16 protein-coding genes are annotated in these 18,279 nt (G+C 40.0%); 11 read left to right on the top strand and 5 right to left on the bottom strand.

Annotated elements, in window-relative coordinates; genetic code table 11:
- Window positions 1–27: 27 nt before the first annotated feature.
- Window positions 28–666 carry a lytic transglycosylase domain-containing protein gene (locus FQ085_RS06135; RefSeq protein ID WP_058385464.1) on the top strand — a complete coding sequence of 213 codons (639 nt, stop codon included), beginning with the start codon at window positions 28–30 and terminating at the stop codon, window positions 664–666.
- 43 nt (window positions 667–709) lie between these two features.
- Here FQ085_RS06135 and FQ085_RS06130 read toward each other — a convergent pair whose 3' ends face one another.
- From FQ085_RS06130 to FQ085_RS06120, 3 genes are all read right to left on the bottom strand, one after another.
- Window positions 710–964, bottom strand: a complete 255-nt coding sequence (locus tag FQ085_RS06130) for a GlsB/YeaQ/YmgE family stress response membrane protein (protein ID WP_071154025.1) — start codon at window positions 962–964, stop codon at window positions 710–712.
- Window positions 965–1,054: 90 nt separating this feature from the next.
- Window positions 1,055–1,597 (bottom strand): cysteine hydrolase family protein, encoded by a 543-nt coding sequence (locus tag FQ085_RS06125; RefSeq protein WP_058385462.1) that lies wholly within the window; start codon window positions 1,595–1,597, stop codon window positions 1,055–1,057.
- A 314-nt stretch (window positions 1,598–1,911) separates the two neighbouring features.
- Entirely contained in the window at window positions 1,912–2,781 is an 870-nt protein-coding gene (locus FQ085_RS06120) for a tyrosine-type recombinase/integrase (protein ID WP_058385461.1), read from the bottom strand.
- A gap of 222 nt (window positions 2,782–3,003) precedes the next feature.
- Between FQ085_RS06120 and FQ085_RS06115 the strand changes: the two genes are divergently transcribed.
- The 4 genes from FQ085_RS06115 (at window position 3,004) to FQ085_RS06100 (ending at window position 7,230) form a co-directional block, all read left to right on the top strand.
- Window positions 3,004–3,507 carry a DinB family protein gene (locus FQ085_RS06115; protein WP_058385460.1) on the top strand — a complete coding sequence of 168 codons (504 nt, stop codon included), beginning with the start codon at window positions 3,004–3,006 and terminating at the stop codon, window positions 3,505–3,507.
- Window positions 3,508–3,635: 128 nt separating this feature from the next.
- The gene (acnA, locus tag FQ085_RS06110; protein ID WP_058385459.1) at window positions 3,636–6,350 is read left to right on the top strand and encodes an aconitate hydratase AcnA; all 2,715 of its coding nucleotides are present in this window, start codon (window positions 3,636–3,638) and stop codon (window positions 6,348–6,350) included.
- Window positions 6,351–6,497: 147 nt separating this feature from the next.
- Window positions 6,498–6,938, top strand: coding sequence for an acyl-CoA thioesterase (locus tag FQ085_RS06105; RefSeq protein WP_058385458.1), 441 nt, complete (start codon window positions 6,498–6,500; stop codon window positions 6,936–6,938).
- Window positions 6,922–7,230, top strand: a complete 309-nt coding sequence (locus FQ085_RS06100; RefSeq protein WP_058385457.1) for a hypothetical protein — start codon at window positions 6,922–6,924, stop codon at window positions 7,228–7,230. The genes FQ085_RS06105 and FQ085_RS06100 overlap by 17 nt, the downstream gene beginning before the upstream one ends.
- Window positions 7,231–7,245: 15 nt before the next feature.
- Here the strand turns inward: FQ085_RS06100 and FQ085_RS06095 are convergent, their stop codons facing one another.
- Window positions 7,246–7,536, bottom strand: coding sequence for a HesB/YadR/YfhF family protein (locus FQ085_RS06095; RefSeq protein WP_058385456.1), 291 nt, complete (start codon window positions 7,534–7,536; stop codon window positions 7,246–7,248).
- Between the two features lie 20 nt (window positions 7,537–7,556).
- Complete coding sequence (gene plsY, locus FQ085_RS06090) at window positions 7,557–8,150, bottom strand: glycerol-3-phosphate 1-O-acyltransferase PlsY (RefSeq protein WP_149456192.1); 594 nt, start codon at window positions 8,148–8,150, stop codon at window positions 7,557–7,559.
- Between the two features lie 130 nt (window positions 8,151–8,280).
- Between plsY and FQ085_RS06085 the strand changes: the two genes are divergently transcribed.
- The 6 genes from FQ085_RS06085 (at window position 8,281) to FQ085_RS06060 (ending at window position 18,228) form a co-directional block, all read left to right on the top strand.
- Entirely contained in the window at window positions 8,281–8,694 is a 414-nt protein-coding gene (locus FQ085_RS06085; RefSeq protein WP_058385454.1) for a CoA-binding protein, read from the top strand.
- A gap of 119 nt (window positions 8,695–8,813) precedes the next feature.
- The gene (parE, locus tag FQ085_RS06080; protein ID WP_058385453.1) at window positions 8,814–10,784 is read left to right on the top strand and encodes a DNA topoisomerase IV subunit B; all 1,971 of its coding nucleotides are present in this window, start codon (window positions 8,814–8,816) and stop codon (window positions 10,782–10,784) included.
- Complete coding sequence (gene parC, locus FQ085_RS06075; protein ID WP_149456191.1) at window positions 10,781–13,207, top strand: DNA topoisomerase IV subunit A; 2,427 nt, start codon at window positions 10,781–10,783, stop codon at window positions 13,205–13,207. The genes parE and parC overlap by 4 nt, the downstream gene beginning before the upstream one ends.
- Before the next feature lie 616 nt (window positions 13,208–13,823).
- Window positions 13,824–15,113, top strand: a complete 1,290-nt coding sequence (gene ilvA, locus FQ085_RS06070) for a threonine ammonia-lyase IlvA (RefSeq protein WP_058385451.1) — start codon at window positions 13,824–13,826, stop codon at window positions 15,111–15,113.
- A gap of 130 nt (window positions 15,114–15,243) precedes the next feature.
- Window positions 15,244–15,804 carry a DNA-3-methyladenine glycosylase I gene (locus FQ085_RS06065; protein WP_058385450.1) on the top strand — a complete coding sequence of 187 codons (561 nt, stop codon included), beginning with the start codon at window positions 15,244–15,246 and terminating at the stop codon, window positions 15,802–15,804.
- Between the two features lie 492 nt (window positions 15,805–16,296).
- Entirely contained in the window at window positions 16,297–18,228 is a 1,932-nt protein-coding gene (locus tag FQ085_RS06060) for a fructose-bisphosphatase class III (protein WP_058386910.1), read from the top strand.
- The last annotated feature ends 51 nt before the right edge of the window (window positions 18,229–18,279 follow it).

The raw sequence follows: 18,279 nt of genomic DNA, 5'->3' as shown, positions 1-18,279 counted from the left end.
AACAAAGGAATGATTAGGTGTGGAGAAATGAAAAAAAAGAAAATACCCAAAAAATACAAGCGTCAACTAGGTTGTCTGATTTTGTTTATCCCTGCAGCGGTCGTTATAGCGACGGTTGGGGTCCTCCTGTTTATGCTTTTTAATGCAACTTCAGTAGTTGACAAAATAAAAGAAGCACCAAGCCATTTGATCGAACTCAAAGTACCGGAAGAAAACATTCCGCTTTATCAAGAAGCGGCAGACGCCTATAATATCCCCTGGACATTACTCGCAGCTCATCACCGGATTGAAACTAGGTTTTCAACGATGGATCCGTTATTATCGCCAGTTGGTGCAGAAGGACATTTGCAATTCATGCCTTGTACATTTGTCGGGTGGAGCCATCCCAGTTGTTCAGGTCAAGGCCAAGGCGATATTAGTGAAGAAGATAAAACAAATCTCGACGTCATTGCTTATTATGGTGGATACGGAGTTGATGGCAATGGAGATGGCATTGCCGATCCATATAATTTAGCGGACTCTCTTTACAGTGCTGCGAATTATTTATCACAAAATGGTGCGGCTGAAGGCGATTTAGAGAATGCTATTTTTCAATACAATCACAGTGATAAATATGTAGCGGATGTCCTTCATTATTATCGGTTATATGAAGAAGAATTTAATTAAAGAAAAAAAGAGTGGACAATTGTCCACTCTTTTTTAGTAAGCTTTATGATCTTTTTCTCATAGAACCCATAATCAGGCTTAGTACAAATACGAAGATCAAAGCACCAATTAATGCTGGGATAATCGCTACGCCCCAAATAGCTGGACCTAAATCTCCAAGAATCAATCCGCCTAACCAAGCACCGACGATACCTGCGATAATGTTACCAATGATGCCGCCTGGTACATCTTTACCAAGAATCATTCCTGCGATCCAACCGATGATACCACCCATAATTAGATATAAAATAAAACCCATTTTTTCCAGCTCCTTTTAAGGTAATGTATAATTGCTACACTTTAGATATAACCTTATTCAGGACATTTGAAACATAAAAACATAAAAAACTTATAAAAGATGTGCGCCTAAGGTTGTGCTGAAGTGGCGCAAAGCCCAGTCATGCCCCGCTTGATCAAAACTTGCAACCCCTTTTTCATGAATATAAATGGTGAAACCTTTGTTGTACGCATCGACTGCTGTATGTAATACGCAGATATCCGTACAGACGCCAACAATATGAATTTCTTCAATTTTTCGTTCGCGTAGAAGTAACTCTAAATGAGTACCAGCAAAAGCACTATACCTAGTTTTATCCATCCAAACGATCTTTTCACTATGTGTTTCATAAACATCTGCAAGACGTCCATATAATTTGCGACCGTAAGTTCCTCTTATGTTATGAGGAGGAAACAGTTTTGCTTCTGGGTGAAAGGCATCATTTTCTTCGTGCAAATCCACCGGCATGATGACTAACTCGCCATCTTCTAGAAATTCCTCAGTCAAGGAACAAATTTTCTCTTCAATAACTTGTCCGGGCTTTCCACATGTTAAGGCCCCATCATCTGCTACAAAATCTACTGTGTAATCTACTACCAACAATGCTTTTTTCATAGTAAGCACTCCTTTCGCAAGTAACTATAAGTATACCGCAAGCTTGCGAACAACACTCAAATAGTTAATTTTTGCAGCTCGCTTTGGAGAAAAAATTCTTGCTATTGTAATCACTTTTCAGTATAATCAGACTATTAAGAAGAGAGGGGTGGTCCATATGCAATACGAAAATGTTGAGAAATTGAATAGACAAGCAATGATTTTTGTCGCAATTCATACATTGCTTATTTTAAATTTTGCTTTGGACTTTGGTTTTTTCACATGATTGGAACTAGTAAAACAGCCTATCCCTATTTACACGGGGATAGGCTGTTTTAATTTGTGCCACTTTCTCTTTTTTTCAGTCGAACGAGCGAGTCTTTGAGGATACGCGATGCTGAGTCAATCGAGACGCCAAGTATTTCTTGAATGTCTTCCAAGTTTTTATGTTTCACTGAATAGAGATAATGAACATAAGCAAAGCGGATATCGCCAGAGCGCATGGGCATGCCAACAAAAGAGGATAGCGCTTCTGTGTAATCAGATAGCGAGCCCATCTGAAATAAGGTGTATTCGTTTTTCACTTTAGATGACAATAAATACGGCGTACCACGAAATACAGCACGTTCGATTCCGTCAAGCATGACGGGAATCTCTTTGTCTAAAAATTCTAGGCGGCATTGATAGCCGTCTTTTTTCTCGACGATTAAAGTCAGTTGTCCATTGCCGTCATCAAAATTATCAACATCGATGGTAACCATATCTCGAAGTCGAAGGCCACGTAGATATAAAATATAGAGAATTTTGGCATTTAACGACAAACTGTCAGTTTGCAGCACAGCGTCTTTCTTTTTCAGCAAATCTTCATAATTTAAATAGATATCAGAAGGCGTCAAGTCAAGCTTTCGATTAAATTTAAATTTGGGCATAAAATCGTTTGGTATGCGTCCAATTTGCCACATATAATCAAACCATCTTCTAATGTAAATTAGTTTGCGGTTCAACGTACTGTCTTTAATACCGGATGCATGCTGGTCCTGGAGAAACTGTTGGATGTCAGAAGGACGGATGTCATGCGGTTCTACCGGTTTTTTATAGGTATGTCTCAGAAAGGCGAAGAGCGAGCGAATCAATTGGACTTCATGAACAACCGTATTCGGACTAATGCCGTTATCCAGTCGGAATTTTTCATAACCATAAGGCATTGTGCGTCACCTCTTCTAAATGGATTTCCTTAAATTATACCATTAATTCAGAAAAATAGAACGTATTTTCCCTAGTTGATCGCAGTACCACGATCAACTAGGGAAAATGTATCGCGTTGTTGTAGGTAACAAGGAAATCGTTCCGAAACAATGTATATAATTCGAATAGATTAGGGTATGTTAAGAGAGATAGGCAATCAGACAAAAAAGGTGGAAAAAAACATGTTCAAAGAAGATAATGCGAAAATCAGAAATCAAATTCTTCAGGCAGTAGAAGGGATGACGGATGAAAAACTAAACCAGAAACCATCAGCGGAAGAATGGTCAGCTCTTCAGATTTTAGATCATCTTCAACTTATGGAAACGACGGTTGCAAAAGGTGTTTCCTTAGAACTTAAAAATGATGCCAGTGAAAAAGCTCTTAAAAAACCAATTGCATTAACAGCCAATCGGTCGTTTAAAGTGGAGGCGCCTAAAAATGTGATTCCTACAAACGATTTTGTCACACTAGAAGAAATGAAAAAGCGATTAAATGACTCGCATAATTTCTTGTACGAAGTATATGGTTTAGCAACGCCGGAACAACTTGCGCAAAAATCAATGGATCATCCGGTATTCGGAAAAGTTCCACTGAGCCAATGGTTTCCATTTGTTGGACTGCATGAAAAGCGTCACTTCAAGCAGTTAGAGAAGACCTTAAGAAAACTTGATGGCGAAAAAGAATAGTCATTCAAAAAACTTATCACATTCTATAATTTTAATGTAATTTACTTATGCTCCTGCATTCGGTATGATAGAAGAGGAGAGAAGCGCTACCACGGGCTTTTCAGAAGATTCAAAGGAGGAAAACACATATGGCAAAGAGCAGCTTGCACAACAGCCGCACTTCTTTTGAGCTTAACGGCAAAACGTATAATTATTATCGTTTAGCTGCATTAGAAGAAGCAGGGATCGCTAAAGTATCACGCCTTCCTTATTCGATTAAAGTTCTATTGGAATCTGTATTGCGTCAGCATGATGGATATGTTATCAAAGACGAGCACGTAGAAGAATTAGCAAAATGGGGCAAAGATGCGAACAAAGAGGCAGAAGTTCCATTCAAACCTTCACGCGTTATCTTGCAAGATTTCACAGGCGTACCAGTAGTCGTTGATTTGGCCGCACTTCGTTCAGCAATGGCTGAAATGGGTGGAGACCCAAACAAAATCAACCCTGAAATTCCAGTCGATCTTGTTATTGATCACTCGGTTCAAGTGGATAATTACGGGACAGAAGATGCACTGCGCATCAACATGGAGCTCGAGTTTGATCGCAACGCCGAGCGTTACCAGTTCCTTAGCTGGGCTCAAAAAGCATACGACAACTACCGTGCAGTTCCACCTGCAACAGGTATCGTTCACCAAGTTAACCTTGAGTACTTGGCAAATGTTGTCCATGCAGTTGAAAACACTGACGGTACATTTGAAACTTTCCCTGATACATTAGTTGGAACAGATTCACATACGACAATGATCAACGGAATCGGTGTTCTTGGATGGGGCGTTGGTGGTATTGAAGCTGAAGCGGGCATGCTCGGACAACCTTCTTACTTCCCAATTCCAGAAGTTATCGGCGTTAAAATGACTGGCGAACTTCCAAACGGTGCAACAGCTACCGATTTGGCATTAAAAGTGACACAAACATTACGTAAAAAAGGCGTAGTTGGTAAATTTGTTGAGTTCTTCGGCCCTGGTGTTACAACACTGCCACTTGCTGACCGTGCAACAATTGCCAACATGGCTCCAGAATACGGCGCTACTTGCGGATTCTTCCCAGTAGATGAAGAAGCACTAGATTACATGCGTTTAACTGCACGTGATGCAGATCAAATTGCTGTAACAAAAACCTATTTGCAAGCAAACGACATGTTCTTTACAGTCGATAACGAAGAACCAATCTACACAGACCTTGTGGAAATTGACCTTACTGAAATCGAACCAAACCTTGCAGGACCGAAACGTCCACAAGATTTGATTCCGTTATCTCAAATGAAAACTGAGTTCAACAAAGCTGTAACAGGCGAAGAAGGGCCACATGGTTTTGCACTTGATGAAGCAGAAATTGCGAAAACAGCAACGGTTAACTTTAAAGACGGCAGAACTGCTGAAATGAAGACCGGTGCACTGGCAATTGCAGCAATTACGTCTTGTACAAACACTTCTAACCCATACGTAATGCTAGGTGCTGGATTAGTAGCGAAAAAAGCAGTAGAAAAAGGATTAACTCCACCTGCTTATGTGAAAACTTCATTAGCTCCAGGATCTAAAGTCGTTACAGGTTACTTGAACGATTCTGGTTTACTAGATTACATGAACCAAATCGGCTTTAACTTAGTCGGATATGGCTGTACAACATGTATCGGTAACTCAGGTCCATTGCTTCCAGAAATCGAAGAAGCAATTCTTGATAACGATTTACTGGTATCGTCTGTATTGTCTGGTAACCGTAACTTTGAAGGACGTATTCACCCACTTGTCAAAGCAAACTACTTGGCATCTCCAATGCTAGTTGTAGCTTATGCACTTGCTGGAACAGTGGATATCGACTTTGCAGTAGATCCAATTGGTAAAGACAAAGAAGGTAAAGATGTCTTCTTCAAAGACATCTGGCCAACAACTGAAGAAATCAAAAAAACAGTTAAAGATACGGTTACTCCAGAATTGTTCCGTAAAGAATACGAGCATGTATTTAACGAAAACGAAGCATGGAATGCAATCGAAACAAATGACGATTCTTTGTATGAGTTTGATTCGACATCAACTTATATCCAAAACCCGCCATTCTTTGAAGGCTTATCTAAAGAGCCAGCACCAATTCAAGCATTATCTGGTCTACGTGTCGTTGCGAAATTCGCAGATTCTATCACGACTGACCATATTTCACCAGCTGGTGCGATTGGTAAAGATACGCCAGCAGGTCTATACCTTCGTGAAAACGGCGTTGAGCCTCGTAACTTTAACTCTTACGGATCTCGTCGTGGTAACCACGAAGTCATGATGCGCGGAACATTTGCGAACATCCGTATCCGTAACCAAGTAGCTCCAGGGACAACTGGTGGGTATACAACTTACTGGCCAACGGGCGAAACAATGGCGATTTATGACGCAGCGATGAAGTATCAGGAACAAGGCACAGGACTTGTAGTCTTGACTGGTAAAGATTACGGCATGGGTTCTTCTCGTGACTGGGCAGCTAAAGGAACCTTCCTTTTAGGCATCAAAACAGTTATCGCAGAAAGCTATGAGCGTATTCACCGTTCAAACCTCGTGATGATGGGTGTTTTACCGTTGCAATTCGTCAACGGTGAAAGCGCAGATTCTCTTGGATTAACTGGACACGAAACAATCAGCGTTAACTTAACTGATGACGTGAAACCACGCGACGTTCTTACGGTTACAGCTACTGCTGAAAACGGTAAAGTAACGGAGTTCCAAGTACTCGCACGCTTTGATTCTGAAGTGGAAGTAGATTATTTCCGTCACGGCGGTATCTTACAAATGGTACTACGTAACAAATTACTAGAAGTATAAGAACCAACTCAATAAGCTGTCGGGGAATTTCCCGACAGCTTATTTCTCTTTGTAATCGGTTATTTGCTGTAGCCAAGGAGTTAAAGAAATTGATTTGGTACAACCAAAAAGAAATTTCTTGTATACTGATAAAGAGGTGAAATAGACATGTTTATAAGTGAAAAAGAAATTGAAATCCGTTACGCAGAAACCGATCAAATGGGCGTCGTCTATCATGCCAATTATATTATTTGGCTAGAGATAGGACGTACCAAGTTGATTGAAGATATAGGCTTTACATATGCTGGTATGGAGAAAGATGGATACCTATCGCCCGTAATGGATATCTCCATTCAATACAAGGCAGCTCTACGATATGGCCAAAAAGCGTTTGTGCGAACATGGGTAGAGGAGCACGGCCGTTTGCGGACAAAATACGGCTATGAAATCATTCACGAAGACGGAACAATTGCCGCAACCGCAATGTCTGAGCATATTGTTGTTAAAAAAGAGTCATTCCGACCGATTTCCATTCAAAAAGTTAACCCCGAATGGCATAAAAAATACGAAGAAATCAAAAAGCAGGTGCCAGATGGCGTTCGGAATTAAACGATACGAACTCGAACGTTGGAAACAAGGAGTCGAGAGCGGTGAAATTTCATTTTTGACTCATTATTGGGTAGACGATCGTTTCCCAGGCTGCAGTACGGTCACAAAAGTGGGGTGCTGCGACTTAAATAAGTTGGAAACTTGGGGGAAACAGTACGGATTGCAACGTCAATGGATGGATTTACGGGGGGATTATCCGCATTTTGATTTGTTTGGCGAACGCCAACGTGAAATTTTGCAACGTGAGGGCCATTTAGACCAACTGAATAAACTGCAAAATAAAAAAGCATGAATAGCTCATGCTTTTTTATTTTGTGTATGAATAATCGAGTTCGTGTAAGTCATCGTTAACACTGACATCAAGATTGTGTCCGTCAAAATACCAAACATCGTTTTGTTCGACAAAGTAAATAACTTTATCTTGCTCTACTTTGGCTGCTATTTCATTTGGTTGATCTTTTGTGACTCCTAATGAAAAACCAGGCTGCAGCTTGCTTGAACCGCCATATCGGACAAAAAAGCGAACAGCTTCTCCGGATACGACTTCCATTTCTTTTTTAAACCAATCGAGAGCGTCGTTGCTAATGTTAATTTGCATATTACACGTCCTTCCACTGGTTACATCCAGCTGATTTTGGGTTCCGTGCCAGCTCGAATTCGGGTAATGTTGGCGCGGTGACGGAAAATAATGAATAGCGCTAAAATATAAATCACGGCCATAAACAAGTAATCTGCTGAAAAAATTGTGTAAATGGAAATGTAAACGATAAAAACGACCGCCAATATAATTGAAGATAATGATACCATTTTTGTGATTTTTAATGCAACTAAGAACACAGCTACCGCCATAATAAACAATGGCCATTGATAACCGATCAAAATGCCGCCAGAAGTGGCAACTGCTTTGCCTCCTTTAAACTTAGCAAACACGGGATAAATGTGACCAATAACAGCAATGACACCAAGTAATAAGGGATGAATATCAGTAGCGATATAAAAAGGAATTAGTGTAGCCGCTGTTCCTTTTAAGATATCTAGTATTGTTACAACAATTCCTGCTTTTTTTCCGAGTGTCCGAAAGGTATTTGTAGCTCCTAAATTGCCACTTCCTTTTGTGCGGATGTCTGTGTTATAGAATAATTTTCCGATCCATAAGGCAGAAGGAATCGAGCCAAGCAGGTAAGCTAATAGAATAGGCAGCAATATCGTCATGAGGAACTCCTTTACAACAAGCTTATTTTGTAGTTTTAGTTTACCATGACTGAAGTTCTTTAAACAATAGACGACACATTATTCAACAGACAGAACAAAATCGTGTATGATAGAATAAAAAGGACAGGTGATGATTTTGAACAATCCTAGCCGTGTAGAAATTAAAAAAATACTCGATCAGGCAAAAACCATTGCGGTTGTTGGCCTTAGCCCAAACCCTAGCAGAACTTCCTATATCGTCTCAGAATCTATGCAACGAGCAGGATATCGTATCATTCCGGTAAATCCACTAGCAGATGTTGTGCTGGGTGAGAAAAGTTATGCTTCGTTAAGTGACATTCCGGGCAAAGTAGATATCGTTAACGTGTTTAGGCGCAGTGAGTTTCTAGAAGATATCGCAAATGAATTTATGAAAATGGAGTGTCCTGTATTTTGGACACAACTAAATGTAGTAGATGAAAATGTCTTTAATCGACTCAGTGATGCAGGCTATACTGTCATTATGGATCGTTGTGTCAAAGTGGAACACGCCATTCTGAAATAAGGCATCACCGCTAAAGGGCGCTCGGCGCTCTTTTTCTATGAAGTTTGACAGATGACCTGGAAATAGAATACGATAAAGAGAGATTAAAAAGCGAACAAATGTTTGTTGGAGGGAATTAGATGGCTAAAATTCAAAATACGGCATACAACGAAGAAGCAATTCAAGTACTCGAAGGCTTAGATGCCGTTCGAAAACGTCCGGGTATGTATATCGGTTCTACAGATACGCGAGGACTTCACCATTTGGTCTATGAAATTGTGGACAACTCGGTAGATGAAGCGCTTGCAGGACACGGAGATAAAATTGCCGTTACGATTCACGAAGACAACAGCATCAGTGTGAGGGATTTTGGGCGTGGTATGCCTACCGGTATGCACCGGAGCGGGAAACCTACACCTGAAGTAATTCTGACAGTCTTGCATGCAGGCGGCAAGTTCGGACAAGGTGGCTATAAAACAAGTGGTGGTTTGCATGGTGTTGGCGCATCTGTCGTCAACGCCTTATCCAGTTTTTTAGAAGTGACCATTTACCGTGACGGCAAAAAATATCGCCAGCGCTTTGAAAAGGGTGGCAAGCCTGCCACAACTTTAGAGGAAATTGGTTCGACAAAAGAAACAGGCACAATGATTCATTTCTTGCCAGATGAGTCTATTTTCTCTGTCTCTAAATACAATTATGAAACGCTTTCTGAACGATTGCGTGAGTCTGCTTTCTTATTAAAAGGACTAAAAATCGAGTTAGTCGATCAACGAACACAAGCCAAAGACATTTTTCATTACGAAACAGGAATTGAGGCATTTGTCGCTTACCTCAACGAAGAAAAAGATGTGCTGCATCCAGTAGCTTACATCGAAGGTCAGCAGGACGAAATGGAAATCGAATTTTCGTTCCAGTTTAACGATGGCTATTCTGAAACCATCTTATCGTTCGTTAACAACGTCCGGACTCGTGATGGTGGTACGCATGAAACTGGTGCAAAAGCAGCTATGACACGTGTTTTTAATGATTACGCTAGAAAGATTAATTTATTAAAAGACAAAGATAAAAACTTAGAAGGCTCTGATATTCGCGAAGGATTAGCAGCGATTATTTCAGTGCGTATTCCAGAAGCAATGCTACAGTTTGAAGGTCAAACAAAAAGTAAACTAGGGACGAGTGAAGCCCGCAGCATTGTCGATTCAGTCGTTTCACAAAAGTTAATGTACTTTTTGGAAGAAAATGCAGAACTTAGTGCTTCGCTTGTGCGGAAAGCAATTCGTGCGTCTCAAGCTCGTTTGGCAGCTCGAAAAGCACGAGAAGACGCGCGAAACGGCAAAAAACGCAAAAAATCAGATGCATTACTATCTGGCAAATTAACACCTGCCCAATCTCGTAACGCTTCTAAAAATGAACTGTACCTTGTGGAGGGAGACTCTGCCGGTGGTTCTGCAAAACAAGGACGCGACAGAACTTTCCAAGCCATTCTGCCACTGCGCGGTAAGGTTGTGAATACCGAAAAAGCCAAATTGGAAGAAATTATGAAAAACGAAGAGATTTCGACGATTATCCATGCAATTGGTGGGGGTGTTTCTTCCGACTTTTCAATCGATGACATTGCCTACAATAAAGTCATTATCATGACCGATGCTGATACTGATGGCGCGCATATCCAAGTGCTACTTTTGACGTTTTTCTTCCGTTACATGAAGCCATTAATAGAGGCGGGCAAAGTGTTTATCGCCTTGCCGCCGTTATACAAAGTTTCTCGAGGTGTCGGTAAAAAAGAAGTAATCGACTATGCCTGGACGGAAGCCGATCTAGATGCATCGATTAAAAAAGTTGGTAAAGGCTACACCTTGCAGCGCTATAAAGGTTTGGGCGAGATGAACGCAGACCAATTATGGGAAACGACGATGAACCCCGAAACCCGTACACTTATTCGTGTAACGATTGAAGATAGTGCGCGTGCAGAGCGCGGCATTACTACGTTGATGGGGGATAAAGTTGAACCAAGAAGACGATGGATTGAAAACAACGTCGACTTTGGATTAGAAGATGACAGCAACATACTTGAAAATGATTTGATTCACGCTGAGGAGGAAGTTGTATGACACAAACCGAACGATTTCAAGATTTGCCATTAGAAGAAGTAATTGGCGATCGGTTTGGCCGGTATAGTAAATACATTATCCAGGACCGAGCACTTCCAGATGCTCGTGATGGATTAAAACCTGTTCAGCGCCGCATTTTATACGCAATGTATCATGAAGGCAATACCAACGATAAAGCGTTTCGTAAATCGGCCAAAACTGTCGGTAATGTTATAGGTAACTACCATCCACACGGAGACAGCTCTGTTTATGAAGCGATGGTGCGTTTAAGCCAGGACTGGAAAATCCGTCACATGCTCGTTGAAATGCATGGAAATAACGGGTCAATGGACGGTGACTCACCAGCTGCGATGCGTTATACGGAAGCTCGTTTGTCTGCTATTTCTTCTGAGTTGCTGCGCGACATTGATAAACGTACAGTGGATTTTATCCCAAATTTTGATGATTCGGACATGGAACCAACCGTTTTACCGGCACGTTTTCCGAACCTTTTAGTTAACGGATCGACAGGAATTTCTGCTGGATACGCGACCGATATTCCGCCGCATGCGTTGCATGAAGCTCTTGACGCTGTATTGATGCGCATAGACAATCCGCAAGCGACTGTTGCTGAACTAATGACTGTCATAAAAGGTCCAGATTTTCCAACAGGTGGTATTATTCAAGGGATCGACGGGATTAAAAAAGCTTATGAGACCGGAAAAGGTAAAATTATCGTTCGTTCAAAAGCTCAAATAGAACCGTTAAAAGGTGGCAAGGAACAAATTGTCATTACGGAAATTCCGTTTGAAGTGAATAAAGCGACAATGATTAAAAAAATTGACGATCATCGCTTTGATCGTAAACTCGAAGGTATTTCGGAAGTGCGCGACGAATCCGACAGAACGGGATTGCGCATTGTAATTGAATTGAAAAAAGATGTACAAGCACAAGGGATTTTGAGCTATCTTTATAAAAACACAGATTTACAAGTCAGCTACAACTTTAACATGGTAGCAATCTACAAGCGTCGTCCAACGATGATGACTTTGCAGACTATGTTAGATGCTTATATTGAACACCAGAAAGAGGTTATTACGAAACGTTCTGAATTTGATTTGCAAAAAGCTAGTGACCGCATGCACATTGTCGAAGGCTTGATGAAAGCTCTGTCGATTCTTGATAAAGTTATTAAAACCATCCGTTCTTCAACAGACAAGCGCGATGCCAAAAATAATTTAATTGCGTCTTATGATTTTTCAGAGGCACAAGCGGAAGCGATTGTTTCTTTGCAACTATACCGATTGACCAATACCGATATTACCGACCTGCAAAAAGAAGAAAGCGATTTAAAAAAACTGATTGCTGAACTAACAGGAATCTTAACTAGTTCAACTAAATTAAAAAATATTATCAAAAAAGAATTGGCCAGTATTCGAAAGCAATTTGCAGAGCCGCGTCGTTCGGTTATTGAAGATAAAATCGAAGAGATTACCATTACACGTGAAATCATGATTCCAAGTGAAGAAGTGGTGGTAACTGTTACTAGAGAAGGGTATGTAAAACGTACGAGTACACGTTCACACGCCGCTTCGAATGGCAAAGATTTTGCAATGAAAGAGTCGGATCGATTGCTATTTGAAGGCAATCTGAATACACAGCATACAATTCTAATTTTTACTACAGCAGGTAACTTTGTTTTCCAGCCAATTAACGAGTTGCCTGATATCAAATGGAAAGACTTAGGCCAACATTTATCAAGTATTATTCAACTAGAGGCGAATGAATCTATACTTGCTGTTTATCCATTTGAGAATTTTGAAACAGATGGCAGTATTTTAACTGTCTCAAAAATGGGTCAAGTCAAACGGTCAGCATTGAAAGATTATCAGATTCAACGGTATTCAAGAACGATTAAAACCATGAATCTTAAGTCTGGTGATTCTATGATTTATGCAGCATTAGTTACGAAAGAAACTGAATTATTCATTGGTACGAAACAAGCTTACGGTGTTCGTTTCCCATTAGACGAAGTGCCACTTACTGGACTTCGAACAGGGGGCGTTAAAGGCGTCAACTTGAAAGATGATGACGAAGCTGTATCTGCTGTTCTAATCGATCCAGAAGTTAAACAGGAACTTGTCCTCATTACTCATCGTGGTTCAGCGAAGAAAATGAAGCTGCAGGAGTTTGAAAGTGGCAGTCGTGCGAAGCGTGGCGTAGTTATGCTACGTGAACTAAAGTCGAACCCTCATCGTGTAGTTGCCGTTATTGGTGCAACAGGGAAAGAGGAAATCATTTTAGAAACCGACAAAGGCATTCGAATTCCGCTGATCGCTAACGCATTGAAAAATGTAGATCGGTATTCAAATGGTTCATTCATAGCTGATGAAGCAACAGATGGCAAAGTAACTACAGCTTATCGAGTAGCAGTAAAAGAATAAATTGGAACCCCTCTTGTAAATAGCAAGAGGGGTTCTCTATTCATCAGCTTAACTGCATGCTAAGTCCAACTAAACTAAATAACAGCTTATAAGTTCGGATTATTCAACTATTCTACTTTCTGTAAGAGCAACTTCAATCTTACTGTCACTGAAACTAAGATTTTGAATAGTGTGGTTTGAAATGAATATATTAATGAGCATTCATCATTCGACCCTTTTATTTATACTCACGCTAACGAATAATATTCATTTTTGCAAGCAATTGAATAATTAGAGGAATAATTTCTGGTATCGATTGATGAAATGATATTCATCTTGAATGTTGGTTGATGTATAATTCTTTTGGAAGATATTCAACTGTCTGATGATGCGTGCAGTCAGCAATTATTAAGGATGTTAAATAAATAGAATCCAATGTCAATAGACGTATAAACTAGTAGAAGCTATGGATTCTCCTCTCTTGTTTGTGCGTCTAGCTGTAAACTTTACTGTAGAAGGAAGCAGGAGCAAAATATTAATCCGTTAACTTTTTGTTTAATTGTCGCAATTTTCTCTCCAATTTGACGCTTCGATGTGGTAGAGTAGTGAGATAAATTAAAAAAAGAGGGTGACAACTATGACTAAGAGCAACATCAAAGAGCTTGAGAGAGAAGTAACGTTAACTAAAGTATCGGTAGAAGAAATTATGGTAGCCAACCAGGCGCTCAAAGATGTTGTCATCAAGACACCTTTGCAAAAAAACGAATTGCTGTCTGCACGGTATGAATGCAATGTGTATTTAAAACGAGAAGATCTTCAAATTGTTCGTTCATTTAAGTTGCGCGGTGCTTACAATTTTATCCGTAGTCTAAATGCTTCTGAACGTGCTAAAGGCGTTGTTTGTGCCAGTGCGGGCAACCATGCACAAGGTGTTGCGTATTCGTGCTTTGCCCTTGGCATCGAAGGGAAAATCTTTATGCCTTTAACAACACCACGCCAAAAAATTTCTCAAGTAAAACGTTTTGGCGGTGACCAAGTATCGGTTGAATTGGTAGGAGATACGTTTGATGACTCGTTTACAGCAGCAATGGCATATTGTAACGCTGAAGAAAAAATATTTGTCCATCCCTTTAATGACAACCGAATCATAGCCGGACAAGGAACCGTTGCGGTGGAAATTTTAAATGATATGCAAGAATCAATCGATTACATGTTTTGTGCAATTGGCGGAGGGGGATTAGCTTCAGGGGTTGGTTCTTATTTAAAAGGCATTAGCCCAAAAACAAAACTAATCGGTGTCGAACCCGAAGGTGCTCCGGGTATGAAAACATCTATAACTCACGGTAAAGTCACGCGTCTTGATACAATTGACACGTTTGTTGACGGTGCAGCAGTTAAACAAGTAGGCGATCTATCTATGGCTATCTGTTCAGAAGTTTTAGATGATATTGTATTGATTCCAGAAGGCAAAGTTTGTACAACGATTTTACAGCTATATAACGAAAATGCAATCGTCGCGGAACCCGCAGGCGCTTTGTCCGTGGCCGCTCTTGACTTTTATAAAGAAGAGATCAAAGGAAAAAACATTGTCTGCGTCATTAGTGGAGGCAATAACGACATCGAGCGGATGCAAGAAATTAAAGAAAAGTCCTTGATTTATGAAGGCTTGAAACATTATTTCATCGTCACTTTCCCGCAACGGGCAGGTGCGCTACGTAAATTTATGGGTGAGGTACTGGGCGATACCGACGACATAACGCATTTCGAATACACAAAACGAACGAATCGTGAACAAGGTCCGGTTTTAGTGGGCATTGAATTGAAATGCCAAGAGGACTATGAGCCACTCGTTAAACGTATGGCAGAAAACGGCTTTCCTTATAAAGACATTAACAATGATTCCTTATTGTTTAACTTGTTAATTTAAGTACACTACATAAAAGGACGCCTGCCCCAGTAGATGGGCAAGTGTCCTTTTATGTGTTTTGGATAGAGGAATGTCCCAACTAGTAACTGTGCGAGAATACTAAATTTCACGAAAAGAATGGAGGAAGAGAATGGGGAATCGGTGTTTGTGGGCGCAACGTAACGCACTCATGCAGAACTATCATGATAAAGAATGGTGCAGAGTGAGCTCAGATGATCGGTACATTTTTGAGATGCTAGTACTTGAAGGCGCACAGGCAGGATTGTCGTGGAATATCGTTTTATCAAAGAGAGGTGCTTATCGAGAAGCGTTTCACCAATTTGACGTCGCGTATTGTGCGGAGCTAACGGACGGAGAGTTGTCTTTTATAAAGGAAAACTTTGCGGTGATCAAGCATGGGTCCAAACTTCAATCGGTACGAACTAATGCACTAGCTATTTTAGATCTCTCTAGAGAATGGGGTAGTTTTGCAGCATTTCTTTGGAGTTTTACAGATGGTAAGTCAATCGACAACAAGTGGGATACCGATGCGCAGATTCCTGCGCAGTCGGCTTTGTCTGTAAAGCTCAGTAAAGAATTAAAAAAACGGGGCTTTAAATTTGTAGGACCGGTAACGACTTATTCTTTTATGCAAGCAATCGGCATGGTCAATGATCATATTAAAAGTTGCGACTACCGAATGCGGAGTTAATGAAACACAACAAAAAAAACAGAGAAGTCGCACCATGCTTCTCTGTTTTTTTATCATTTCACAAGGAATTTCCAGATAAATGAAGAATAGAGGTAGATAAGGGTGTTAGCATGACTGTAACAGAATACGCGAAGTTGTTAATCTCTTTCAGAAAGCTATTACAACTAGTATAAAATAGTGAAATCAGACGAATTTAAAACAAAAAATTGAGTAGGACAAAAGAATTCCTATTGATTTTTGTCAAAAATTCCAAAGGTTTTCTTATCACCTAGAGATTGCGGTGTTTCTGGGGTAAACTGAGGTATAAGACACAACTCTTTTTGAACAAGATTTAGTGAGCTGTATTGTAAACCTTAAAGTCAAATTAAATACACACAGTCTAGCTGCGTTGCAAAGTAGTTAGTTATTCTTAATTACTATAGGGCATTTTAATGGTTCTCATCATCACAATAGCTAAACAATAAAAAATAGACAAGGAGAGGATGCATGGTGTTGAACTTAAAATATTTGGATTTGTTAGCGCAAAAATACGATTGTGAAGAAAAAGTGGCTACCGAAATCATTAACCTCGAATCAATCTTAGATTTGCCAAAAGGAACAGAGCATTTCGTTAGCGATTTGCACGGAGAGTTTCAGGCATTTCAACATGTATTGCGCAATGGTTCCGGAAACGTAAAAGTAAAAATAAAGGATTTATTTAAAAATGAACTGAGTGAAGAAGAACTAAACGAATTTGCGACTTTGGTTTTCTACCCTGAAGAAAAATTACAGTTGATTAAAAGCCATTTTAGCAGTAAAGCAGAATTGCAGGAATGGTACATAGAAGTTATCGAGCGGCTATTAAAACTGATTTCTTATGCTTCTTCCAAATACACACGCTCAAAACTGCGTAAAGCTTTGCCAAAACAATTTGTCTATATTATAGAAGAACTGCTGTATAAGACTGACGAGTTTAAGAACAAAAAGGATTATTACGCCAAAATGGTGACACAAATCATTTCCTTAGGCCAGGCAGACAAGCTAATTATTGGCTTGGCTTATACGACACAACGTTTAGTGGTCGACCATCTTCATGTAGTGGGTGATATTTACGACCGAGGTTCGGATCCGCATAAGATTGTGGATACACTTATTGATTACCATTCCGTTGACATTCAGTGGGGAAATCATGACGTACTTTGGATTGGAGCATTTGCTGGATCAAAAGTGTGCTTAGCGAATATTTTACGGATATGTGCGCGTTATAATAACCTAGATATTATTGAAGACGTGTATGGCATCAACTTGAGGCCGTTGTTGAATTTAGCGGAGAAATACTATGAAGACAATGTAGCTTTTCGCCCAAAAAGAATTTCAGATGAAAAAATGACAGAGCAAGAACAGTTGCAAATCACTAAAATCCATCAGGCCATTTCAATTATCCAATTCAAGCTCGAAAGCCCAATTATCAAAAGAAGAGCTTGTTTCGATATGACAGATCGCTTAGTGCTTGAAAAAGTTGATTATGAAAAAAATACGGCAACGATTCATGGAAACACGTATTCATTAGATGGGACGTGTTTTACGACCATTAATCCGGAACAGCCAGACGAATTGCTTGAAGAAGAAAGACAAGTTATGGACAAGTTACTTTTTTCAGTTCAACATTCAGAAAAACTAGCTAGACACATGAAATTTTTGATGAAAAAAGGGAGTCTTTATTTAAAGTATAATGGTAATTTATTGATTCATGGTTGTATTCCATTAGATGAAGACGGCAATATGGAGAAAATGGAGATCGAAGGGAAATCCTATGCTGGGCGAGAACTGCTAGATGTCTTTGAACGTTACCTCCGTTACTCTTTTGCTCATCCGGAAGAAACTGATGACTTTGCGACAGATATGGTTTGGTATTTGTGGACTGGGGAGTATTCGTCACTCTTTGGGAAACGAGAAATGACTACATTTGAACGCTATTTTATCAAAGACAAAGAAACGCACAAAGAGCGCAAAAATCCTTATTATTATTTACGGGAAGACGAGGAAATTTGTCGCAAAATATTGACGGAGTTTGACATGAACCCGGATTACGGACGTATTATTAATGGCCATACGCCTGTTAAAGAGCGAGATGGAGAAAACCCAATCAAAGCGAACGGCAAAATGCTGGTTATCGATGGAGGGTTTTCGAAAGCTTACCAATCGACTACAGGGATAGCCGGATATACGTTGCTTTACAACTCCTATGGCATGCAATTGGTCGCGCATCAATTGTTCAATTCAAAAGAAGAAGTTTTGCAAAACGGCACAGATGTACTATCGGCTAAGCGCTTAGTTGATGAAGAGTTAGAGCGTAAAAAAGTTAGAGAAACCAATATTGGGAATGGTTTGATGCAAGAAATTTTTAATTTAAACAGTTTGAGGGAATACCGCTACATGAAGTAACGACCGAGCAAAATAAAAAAGGAAGGGATTTAGCTAAAACGCTGTCTCTTC

Origin of the sequence: Planococcus sp. ANT_H30 (assembly GCF_008369335.1) — a bacterium.
Taxonomy (GTDB): Bacteria; Bacillota; Bacilli; order Bacillales_A; family Planococcaceae; genus Planococcus; species Planococcus kocurii.
The sequence above is the reverse complement of the archived record's forward strand: the minus strand, read 5'-3'. Positions and strand labels throughout refer to the sequence as shown.